The sequence below is a fragment of the Sphingomonas sp. A2-49 genome (assembly GCF_025548555.1).
GTDB lineage: Bacteria > Pseudomonadota > Alphaproteobacteria > Sphingomonadales > Sphingomonadaceae > Sphingomonas.
This window is the reverse complement of the sequence record NZ_JAJLPA010000027.1, coordinates 41,838-48,080: the sequence shown is the minus strand read 5'-3', so window position 1 is coordinate 48,080 and position 6,243 is coordinate 41,838. Positions and strand designations below refer to the sequence as shown.

General features: G+C 69.5%; 5 protein-coding genes and 1 pseudogene. 3 read left to right on the top strand and 3 right to left on the bottom strand.

Going from position 1 to position 6,243, the window contains the following annotated elements:
• Positions 1 to 448, top strand: a pseudogene (locus tag LPN01_RS16710) (hypothetical protein); the annotation flags it as partial.
• A 23-nt stretch (positions 449 to 471) separates the two neighbouring features.
• Here LPN01_RS16710 and LPN01_RS16705 read toward each other — a convergent pair.
• A complete protein-coding gene (locus LPN01_RS16705) occupies positions 472 to 1,362 on the bottom strand; it encodes a prephenate dehydratase (protein ID WP_262829556.1) in 891 nt (296 codons plus the stop codon).
• Positions 1,363 to 1,552: 190 nt separating this feature from the next.
• Here LPN01_RS16705 and LPN01_RS16700 point away from each other — a divergent pair, with 190 nt between their 5' ends.
• Positions 1,553 to 2,254, top strand: a complete 702-nt coding sequence (locus LPN01_RS16700; RefSeq protein ID WP_262829551.1) for a c-type cytochrome — start codon at positions 1,553 to 1,555, stop codon at positions 2,252 to 2,254.
• Positions 2,255 to 3,221: 967 nt separating this feature from the next.
• On the opposite strand, the gene LPN01_RS16695 is transcribed toward LPN01_RS16700, so the two are convergent.
• Positions 3,222 to 4,097: a TIGR00730 family Rossman fold protein gene (locus tag LPN01_RS16695; protein WP_262829550.1), complete on the bottom strand. Its 876-nt coding sequence runs from the start codon at positions 4,095 to 4,097 to the stop codon at positions 3,222 to 3,224.
• A gap of 46 nt (positions 4,098 to 4,143) precedes the next feature.
• Positions 4,144 to 4,815: an extensin family protein gene (locus LPN01_RS16690; protein ID WP_262829549.1), complete on the bottom strand. Its 672-nt coding sequence runs from the start codon at positions 4,813 to 4,815 to the stop codon at positions 4,144 to 4,146.
• 216 nt (positions 4,816 to 5,031) lie between these two features.
• Between LPN01_RS16690 and LPN01_RS16685 the strand changes: the two genes are divergently transcribed.
• Complete coding sequence (locus tag LPN01_RS16685) at positions 5,032 to 6,186, top strand: phosphoserine transaminase (RefSeq protein WP_262829548.1); 1,155 nt, start codon at positions 5,032 to 5,034, stop codon at positions 6,184 to 6,186.
• Positions 6,187 to 6,243: the final 57 nt, after the last annotated feature.

Genomic DNA, 6,243 nt, shown 5'->3' with positions numbered 1-6,243 from the left:
CAGCAAAAACGATTATGCCGCCTCGGACGTCGGCAGGATGCCTTCGCGGAAGTCGGGCGGCAGCGCCGGCAAGCAGCTGGCGGCGGCGAACGGGCAGGGGGACGGCGACGACGGCGAGACGAGCGCGTCGGCTGGCACCGGCCCGGGCGGACAGCGGCTGTTCAACGCCGAATGGTATGTCGAGCCCGCGCAGTCACAGCTCTCGCCCTACCTGCCCAGGGATGTGCCGCTGGGATCCTGGGCGGAGATCGCGTGCCGCACCGCCGCCAATTACCGGGTCGAGGATTGCGTCCAGCTGGGTGATTCGCGCACCGGTTCGGGCCTCTCACGCGGCGTGCGCGAGGCGGCGTGGCAATTCAGGGTCCGCCCGCCGCGGGTCAACGGCAAGGCGCAGATCGGCGCATGGGTGCGCATCCGCATCGATTTCACCAAGAGCGCGGGCGGCTGATCGCCCGCCGCGAGGGCGTCGGATCACCCCCGCTCGCGCGCGCGGCGATAGGTGCCGAGCACGCGCACCCATTTCGAATGGAAGCCCAGTTCCTCCAGCGCGCGATCGACCGCCGCGTCGCCCGGCTTGCCCTCGATATCGGCGAAGAATTCGGTCGCGACGAACTGGCCGCCGCGCTGGTAGCTTTCGAGCTTGGTCATGTTGACGCCGTTGGTCGCGAAGCCGCCCATCGCCTTGTAGAGGGCGGCAGGGATGTTCTTCACCTCGAAGATGAGCGTCGTCATCCACGGCCCCTCGCCGACCGCGGGCTTGCCGCCGCGCGCCAGCGTCACGAACCGGGTGGTGTTGTGATCGGCATCGGCGATGTCGACGCCGAGCAGGTTGAGGCCATAGATCGCCGCCGCGCCCGGCGGGGCGAGCGCGGCCACCGCGGGATCGCCCAGTTCGGCGACATAGGCCGCCGCACCGGCGGTATCGGGGTAGGACGCCTGGCGGATGCCGTGCGCCTTCAGCCAGTGGCGGCATTGTCCGATCGCCTGCGGATGGCTCATCGCCTCGCGCACCTCGTCGCGGGTGCCGGTGCCCATCAGCGCGTGGCGGATCGCCAGGAAATGTTCGCCGGTGATGACCAGCCCGGATTCGGGCAGCAGGAAATGCATGTCGGCGACGCGGCCGTGGAGCGAATTCTCGATCGGGATCACCGCGCAATCGGCGCGCCCGTCGCGCACCGCGTCGATCGCATCCTCGAACGCGAAGCAGGGCAGCGGCAGGCCGTCGGGAAAGGCTTCCAGCGCGGCGACATGGCTGTTCGCGCCCGGCGCGCCCTGGAATGCGACCGCGCGGCCGGGGTCGGCGGCGGCGGCGGCGGTCATCGCGGCGACGATCGGGCGGGCGGGGGCGGCATAGGTTTCCATGGTCATGCGGCGGTATCGCGCCGGTGCGCGGCCAGCAAGCGCGCGCTTGCGGGCATCGGATCCGGGTCCGCGAGCAAGCCTGCGGCGTCTGCCGGTCTGTCCGCAAGCAAGCTTGCGGACGGGGACGCCGTTTCCTATGGGTTTGCCGCGCGCGAGATACGCGAACGATAACAGGGGCAGCGTTAGGCAGATGGACAACCGCACCAACACGATCGCCGGGTGGACGCTGGCAGCCTGCGGGCTCGCGCTCGGTCTGTCGATCGTCGGCGGCATGGCGTTCCACGGCGAGCGGCCGGAAAAGATGGGCTATGCGATCGAGGGCGTCGAGGCCGAGGGCGGCGCCGGCGGCGAGGCCGCGGCCGTGCCGATCGCGACGCTGCTGCCCACCGCCGACGTCGCCAAGGGCGCCGAGGTGTTCAAGAAGTGCGCGGCATGCCACACCGTGACGCAGGGCGGCGCCAACGGCATCGGCCCCAACCTGTACGGCACGCTCGGCGAGGGCATCGGCCAGGGCAAGGGCGGCTATGCCTTCTCCGACGCGCTGAAGGGTGTCGGCGGCAACTGGGACTTCGACAAGATGAACGCGTGGCTGACCAGCCCGCGCAAGTTCGCGGCCGGCACCAAGATGACCTTTGCCGGCCTCGGCAATGCGCAGGATCGCGCCAACGTCATCGCCTATCTGAATTCGCAGGGATCGAACCTGCCGCTGCCCGCCGCACCGGCGGCGGGCGCGGCGCCCGCCGCGGGCAAGGAACCGGCGACCGCCGGTGCCAAGGACGCGGTGGCGAACGGCGATGCGACCAACAATCTCGCCAACACGGGCACCCCCGCCTCCGGCGCGCCATCGGTCGACCCCAACGCCGCCAAGGAAGGCGCGAAGGCGGGCAAGTAATCCGGTCGCGCCGCCGTCGGGCGGCGGCGGCCCCGGTGGCTCGTCGGCGGTTCCCGCTCGGGCAGGGGCGATGCGTGGAACGCCCGATGGGCGTTCGGCGCCGGTGGCGGTGAACGGGCGCTTGCGCGATCTCGTCCGGCCGGCGGCGGCTGCCGGTGTTGCCCGAGGCCGTCTTGCGCTCCGTCTCGGTACCCCGTGGCCGTCATCGCGGAGGCCGTCGCAGGCCCCGTCGCCACTCCGCGGCCGTCACTGCGGAGGCCGTTTCACGCCCCGCCACCTTTTCGCGACCGTCACTGCGAAGGCCGTCTCACGCTCCGTCACGACCCGCAGCCGTCATTGCGAGCGAAGCGAAGCAATCCAGAGCCGGACCAGGACGCGCTGGATTGCTTCGCTACGCTGGCAATGACGGTCCGTGACCGCAACGGCGGGGGTTCCGGCTCGCCTCCCATATCATGATGGGCCGCGACGCGATCCAGAGCCGGACCGGCACGCGCTGGACTGCTTCGCTACGCTCGCATGACGGGACGTGACCGTAACGGCGGGGTTCCGGCTCGCCTCCCACATCATAATTGGCCGGCGACGCGATCCAGGGCCGGACCGGGACGCGCTGGATTGCTTCGCTACGCTGGCAATGACGGTCCTTGATCGTAAGGGCGGGGTTTTCGGCCCGTCTCCCACATCATAATCGGCCGGCGACGCGATCCAGAACCGGACCGGCACGCGCTGGATTGCTTCGCTACGCTCGCAATGACGGGTCGTTCGGTGACGGCGCCGCGGTTGCGGCCCGCCTCCCACGTCATTACGGGCGCGGCGGGGCAATGCCGTGCCGCACCGGGACGTTCCGGCCTGCTACTGGGACGACGCCGTCACGCCGGCAAACCTGCTTCCGCTATACGGCCCGTGGGACCCGCGCCGCCGCAACCGCGCGTCACGACGCCCAGTCCGCGCGCGCAGAGGCCCGCGCGCCTCAGCCGTCCTTCTTCGCCTGTTCCTCATAGAAGGCGCGGACGACGTCCCATGCCTCTTCGGCGGTTTCGACATAGGTGAAGATGCCGAGGTCGCGCTGGCTAACCACGCCCTCGTCGACCAGAGCCTGGAAATTGACGACCTTTTCCCAGAATTCGCGACCGAACAGCAGCACGGGGATCGGCTTGATCTTGCCCGTCTGGATCAACGTCAGCAGCTCGAACAGTTCGTCGAACGTCCCGAACCCGCCGGGGAAGGCGGCAAGCGCCCGCGCGCGCAGCAGGAAGTGCATCTTGCGCAGCGCGAAATAGTGGAACTGGAAGCTCAGCGACGGCGTGACATAGGGGTTGGGCGCCTGCTCGTGCGGCAGGACGATGTTCAGCCCGATCGATTCGGCGCCGACCTCGGTCGCGCCGCGGTTCGCCGCTTCCATGATCGACGGCCCGCCGCCCGAACAGACGACGAACTGGCGCATGCCGTTCTGGTCGCGCGGTACGCGGCTGGCGATCTGCGCCAGTTCGCGGGCGACGTCGTAATAGCGGCTCTTGGCGACCAGCCGATCGGCGATCGCGCGCGCGGTGTCGTCGCTCGCCATCTCCAGCATCGCATGCGCCTTGGCCGGTTCCGGGATGCGTGCCGACCCGTACATGACGAAGGTCGAGGCGATCTTCGCCTCCTCGAGCAGCAGTTCGGGTTTCAGCAGCTCGAGCTGGAAGCGGATCGGGCGCAGGTCCTCGCGCAGCAGGAAGTCCATGTCCTGGAACGCGAGCTTGTAGGCCGGATCCTCGGTCTGCGGGGTCGAAATCGCCTGGCTGGCGCTGGCTGCGTCCTGGCTGGCGTTGGGGAAGACGCGGGTCGGTAGGCGTGTGTCGGTCATCCGCAGGCGTTAGAGCAAAGCGGATTCCGCCTCAACGGGCGAAATGTCACCGGCACAGGTGCGCGTGGTCGTCCTCCAGGTGCAAGTGGTTGCGATGCGCGGCATTGTAGGCGGGCGACAGCACGGTGCCGAAGCGGCGACAGGCCGAATCGTGGATGGTGACGAGGAAGCGCTGGACCTGCGGATCGGCGGAATTCCAGTCGTCGAGGATCGCGATGCGCCGGCCGTCCTTCAGCACGAACGCGCCGATGTCGATCGCGTTGGCGATCGCATGGCCAGACCGCCGCCCGGCGGCAGCGGCGGAGCCGACGACGTTGCGGCAGGCATAGCTGCCCATGCTGTCGATCCGCGCGAGTTCGCTGCCGAGGATCTGATAGGCCGCGGGCGCCACCGCGTTGCGCGCCCAGGCGGCATAGGCACGCGCCTGGCCGCAGCGCACCGCGCCGAGGTTCGCGGTGGGAACGCCGATATCGAGCAGCTTGACCGTACCGACCAGGCCGCAACCGGGGGCGATCTGTCGATCGGGCAGCGGCTGGAACGCGACGCCCATCGCGGTCAGGTCCGCATGGCATTGCGCCGTTTCGCGCAGCGACGGGCCTTCGACCAGCCGCGCAGGCCCGCGCGTCGGCGGCGGCTCGGGACGATCGGACCGCCCGCAGGCGCCGAGCGCGAAGGTGAGGACCAGTGCGGCCGCCACGCAGGAATCACGGCATGTCATCGTCACTCTTTAACGGGGGGCAAGCTTGCTCGCACCTGACTGCGTGCCGTCGAATCCTTTGGCCGGCGCAATTCTTCCTCATGTGAGGCCGTTCCCACGATGCATTGTTGCGCCTGTCGAGCGAAGGCGCCTTGCCAGACCGGATCGACGCCTCTAGGGCCGTCGACGGGCCACGCCGCCCCAACGCGGCGCGTGCTCTCTGTGAGGAGAGATACATTGACGGATACCGCGACCGCACCCGCATCGGGTGCGACCCAGCCTGCCACCAAACCGGCACGCCCCTTCTTCAGCTCCGGTCCCTGCGCCAAGCCTCCGGGCTGGGATGCCTCGAGGCTCGCCACCGCATCGCTCGGCCGCTCGCACCGTTCCAGGATCGGCAAGGCCCGCCTCGGCCTCTGCCTCGACCTGATGCGCGAGCTGCTCGACCTGCCCGACACGCACCGGATCGGCATCGTCCCGGGGTCGGACACGGGCGCGTTCGAGATGGCGATGTGGACGATGCTCGGCGCGCGGCCCGTCACGACACTGGCATGGGAAAGCTTCGGCGAGGGCTGGGTGACCGACGCGGTCAAGCAGCTGAAGATCGACCCGACCGTCATCCGCGCCGATTACGGGCAGCTGCCCGACCTCGGCGCGATCGACTGGTCGACCGACGTGCTGTTCACCTGGAACGGCACGACGTCCGGCGTCCGCGTGCCGAACGCCGACTTCATCCCGGCGGACCGCGAGGGGCTGAGCTTCGCCGACGCGACGTCGGGCGTCTTCGCCTATGACATCGACTGGTCGAAAATCGACGTCGCCACGTTCAGCTGGCAGAAGGTGCTGGGCGGCGAGGGCGGCCATGGCGTGCTGATCCTCGGTCCGCGTGCGGTCGAGCGGCTGGAACATTACACGCCCGCCTGGCCGCTGCCCAAGGTGTTCCGCCTGGTGTCGAAGGGCAAGCTGGCCGAGGGCGTGTTCAAGGGCGAGACGATCAACACGCCGTCGATGCTCGCGGTCGAGGATGCGATCGCCAGCCTCGAATGGGCGAAGTCGCTCGGCGCGCGCGGCCTGATCGCGCGATCGGACGCCAATGCCGCCGCGCTCGACCGGATCGTCGCGGACCGCGACTGGCTCGGCCACCTCGCCGCGGACCCCGCGTCGCGGTCGAAGACCAGCGTCTGCCTGACCGTCGAGGGCGCCGACGAGGCGTTCATCAAGACCATGGCCGGGCTACTCGAGAAAGAAGGTGCCGCCTATGACGTCGCCGGCTATCGCGACGCCCCGCCGGGCCTGCGCATCTGGTGCGGTGCAACGGTGGATACCGCCGATATCGAGGCGCTCGGTCCCTGGCTCGACTGGGCCTACGCGACCGCGAAGAACGCCGCCTAACCCGATTTCGTCATCCCCGCGCAGGCGGGGATCCATACACGCAGGTCGTCGCAGACG

Coding starts and splice junctions, on each gene's coding strand:
- LPN01_RS16700 (WP_262829551.1), top strand. CDS start 1,553: ATGGACAACCGCACCAACACGATCGCCGGGTGGACGCTGGCAGCCTGC.
- LPN01_RS16695 (WP_262829550.1), bottom strand. CDS start 4,097: ATGACCGACACACGCCTACCGACCCGCGTCTTCCCCAACGCCAGCCAG.
- LPN01_RS16690 (WP_262829549.1), bottom strand. CDS start 4,815: ATGACATGCCGTGATTCCTGCGTGGCGGCCGCACTGGTCCTCACCTTC.
- LPN01_RS16705 (WP_262829556.1), bottom strand. CDS start 1,362: ATGGAAACCTATGCCGCCCCCGCCCGCCCGATCGTCGCCGCGATGACC.